Annotated in this window: 4 protein-coding genes; 1 reads left to right on the top strand and 3 read right to left on the bottom strand. The window is 63.4% G+C overall.

Annotation, left to right across the window (positions count from 1 at the left end; genetic code table 11):
• The 3 genes from O3A94_17190 to O3A94_17180 all read right to left on the bottom strand — a co-directional run.
• Positions 1 to 539, bottom strand: a 539-nt coding sequence (locus tag O3A94_17190; GenBank protein ID MDA1357984.1) for a hypothetical protein, incomplete at its 3' end; no start/stop codon positions are given.
• Positions 540 to 544: 5 nt separating this feature from the next.
• The gene (gene rpe, locus O3A94_17185; GenBank protein MDA1357983.1) at positions 545 to 1,258 is read right to left on the bottom strand and encodes a ribulose-phosphate 3-epimerase; all 714 of its coding nucleotides are present in this window, start codon (positions 1,256 to 1,258) and stop codon (positions 545 to 547) included.
• 18 nt (positions 1,259 to 1,276) lie between these two features.
• The gene (locus tag O3A94_17180; protein MDA1357982.1) at positions 1,277 to 2,596 is read right to left on the bottom strand and encodes an MFS transporter; all 1,320 of its coding nucleotides are present in this window, start codon (positions 2,594 to 2,596) and stop codon (positions 1,277 to 1,279) included.
• An 88-nt stretch (positions 2,597 to 2,684) separates the two neighbouring features.
• Between O3A94_17180 and O3A94_17175 the strand changes: the two genes are divergently transcribed.
• A partial coding sequence (locus O3A94_17175) for a DUF1674 domain-containing protein (GenBank protein ID MDA1357981.1) occupies positions 2,685 to 2,899 on the top strand: 215 nt, incomplete at its 3' end.

The raw sequence follows: 2,899 nt of genomic DNA, 5'->3' as shown, positions 1-2,899 counted from the left end.
GCCACGCCCTGGAAAAAGCGCTTCGAAAAAGACGAATCCGATTCCTTGAGGAGAAATTCCGCGTGCGACAGCCACGCCGCCACGCGCCGGCCCACGAGATCGGGGCTCCACGGTCGCGGGTCGATGGCGGTATGGACATCAAGCCAGTGCAGCACCAGTTTGCGCGCTCGCGCCCGTGACGCCTGTGTGGCGAGGGCCTGCAAGTCGCGCAACCAGTCAAAACTTTGAAGTTCGCGGAACCAGTATTCGCCGGCGCCCGTGTGGCGCCACGGTGGGCCGTCCTCGCCCCCGCCCGGTTGCGGCCCGGTTGAGGCCGTAACTTCCCGACCGGCAAAGGCGTAGCGGTTCTCCAACAGCGCGCTGCCCCGGCCGGCATCGCCAGGGAGCATGTCTGCCGGCTGTAGCAGTAATTTATCCGGCGTGCGGCCGCTCAGTGTAAAGCGGTAAGCTGGGCTGGCGTAGCCAAATCCCTTGATCTTGCCGACCACACCACCGAGGGCTGTCCCTCCAGTGGAATTCTTGCGGCGGCCCCGCGCCATGGCGGCTAATCTCCCGAAGCGGCGGCGGGTGGCGCGCCTTTCCGGGCGTTCCGTGTGGCGTTTGGTGCGCCGCGCAAGGCGGCGATATTGTCGCCATAATTACCGCCGGCAAATGTCGCGGAACCGGCAACCAGTACGTCCGCGCCCGCCGCGATCGCCCGCGCCGCATTGCCACGGTTGATGCCGCCATCGACCTGTAAATCGATCGCCCGGCCGGAGGCATCGATGCGGGCGCGCAGGTCTTTGATCTTGTCGATTTGGCTGGCGATAAATGACTGGCCGCCAAATCCCGGATTGACCGTCATCACCAGCACCAGATCCAGTTCGCCAAGCAGCGGCTGCACGGCCTGCGCCGGCGTGCCGGGATTGAGGGCGACACCGGCTTTTTTCCCCAACGCTTTGATGTGCTGAACCGTACGATGAAGATGGGCGCCGGCTTCGGCATGAACCGTCAGGATGTCGCTTCCCGCTTCGGCAAATGCGGCGAGGTAGGAGTCGACCGGAGAGATCATCAGATGGACGTCAAACGGCAATTTGCTGTGCGGTCTGAGCGCGCGAATGATGTCCGGGCCGATGGTGATGTTGGGCACAAAATGCCCGTCCATCACATCAATATGAATCCAATCCGCGCCCGCCTGATCGATCGCCTGAACCTCTTCGCCCAGGCGTGCAAAGTCCGCTGATAGGATTGAAGGAGCGATTCGCACAGAACGTTGCATGTCCGATTTCGTAGCAGCTTAGAAGGTGCGCCGCAAGCGCGCGGCGTAGAATCCGTCCATGCCGCCCGCTGTCGTCAAATGGCAGGGTAGCGTTCGCAAATCGCCAGCCGGTGTGAGCGCTTCGGCGAGTCCCAAGGCTTCGTTTGCGGTGACGACAACTCGTTCCGCCGGAGCGCCTGTGGCGAGAAAATTTTCGATTTGCTCGGGCCCTTCAGCGAGCTCAAGCGAGCACACCGCATACACTAGTAGGCCACCCGGCTTGATCATCTTGATCGCCGCTTGCAGCATGCGGGCCTGTCTGCCAACAAGTTCCGCCACGTCTTTTGGCTGGCGCCGCCACATGATGTCGGGATGACGGCGGATGGTGCCGGTCGCGCTGCACGGCGCGTCCAGCAAAAGTCCATCTGCCAATTCCTGCGGACGCCAGGTCTCGCCGTCAGCTTTGATGATTTCCGCCGGGAGACCGAGGCGTTCAAGGTTTTGACGCAAACGGGCAAGGCGGGCGGGCGAACGATCCAGCGCTTGCACATGTGCGCCTGCCGCAGCGAGCTGTGCGGTTTTCCCGCCGGGCGCGGCGCCGATCTCGATAATATGCTGCCCCGATACCGCGCCCAGAAGCTTCGCCGGCAGGGCGGCGGCAATATCTTGCACCCACCAGGCGCCCTCGGCATAACCGTCAAGCGCGTCCACCGCGCCGGCGCGCTTTAGCCGGAGTGTGTCGCCTGGCATCGCTTCGCCGCCAAGGCGTGCGGACCAGTCGGGCGTCATTTGTTTGAAGCTGAGATCGATCGGCGGCTCGGTCATATGAGCCATCGCGATGGCGCGGCATCGCTCTTCGCCATAACACGCCGTCCAGCTTTGCCATAGCCAATCGCTGGTGTTGAGGCGCGCCGCGTCCTGCATCACAAGCAGTGCCGCACCGTCACGCGCGAGCCGTCGGAGGAGCGCATTAACCAGGCCCTTCAGCGCTGCATGACGCGATTGTGCCGTGAGCGCGACGGCGCCGTCCACCGCCGCGTGGGGCGGGGTGTTGAGGAAAAGGAGCTGGGCCGCGCCGAGCCGTAGGATGTCGCGCACGGGTGCGCGACGGGCAGGCAGTGGTTTTTCGAGCAAACCGTCGATGGCATTGTCGATCTGGCCCAGACGACGCAACGTGGTCAGCAGTAGAAGACGGGTGAAGGCGCGGTCGCGGACTGACATGGCCGTAAACGCCGGTTGTGAGTCGAGCGCTTCAGCCAGATTGCGGCCCTTGCGGAGTACCGCTTCGAGGGCAGTCCCTGCACATGCACGGCTTGCTGCGGGCAGTGTGGGCCGGTGAGGTTTACGGGCGGGCGGCATGTGTCATTCTTATACCGATAAATCACCGCGATTCGTAAGGCCCCATTTTGCCCTGGCGGCGGGTGGCCTCGTGGGTTATGGATTCTGAATGACGCTATTCAAACGCAAGGTCAAGCCAGTCTCCGCAGGCGAGCCCGCCGAGGCAGCGCAAATAGGCGCTCCGAAAGCCGCAAATAAAAGCGCGGACGGCGTCGCACCTGCCGCTCCTGACCCTAACACCGCGGCGCCTGAAGTCGGTGGCAGAAAAGGACCCGAGCCGACACGCTACGGCGATTGGGAAAATAAAGGTCGCTGCGTCGATTT

Source organism: Pseudomonadota bacterium (assembly GCA_027624955.1).
Lineage (GTDB): Bacteria > Pseudomonadota > Alphaproteobacteria > UBA828 > UBA828 > PTKB01.
Note: the sequence above shows the minus strand (reverse complement) of the source record. Positions and strands in the feature narration are given on the sequence as shown.

What these genes read in the sequence shown, in the direction of transcription:
- rpe (MDA1357983.1), bottom strand. Translation starts at nt 1,258, where the DNA reads ATGCAACGTTCTGTGCGAATCGCTCCTTCAATCCTATCAGCGGACTTT.
- O3A94_17180 (MDA1357982.1), bottom strand. Translation starts at nt 2,596, where the DNA reads ATGCCGCCCGCCCGTAAACCTCACCGGCCCACACTGCCCGCAGCAAGC.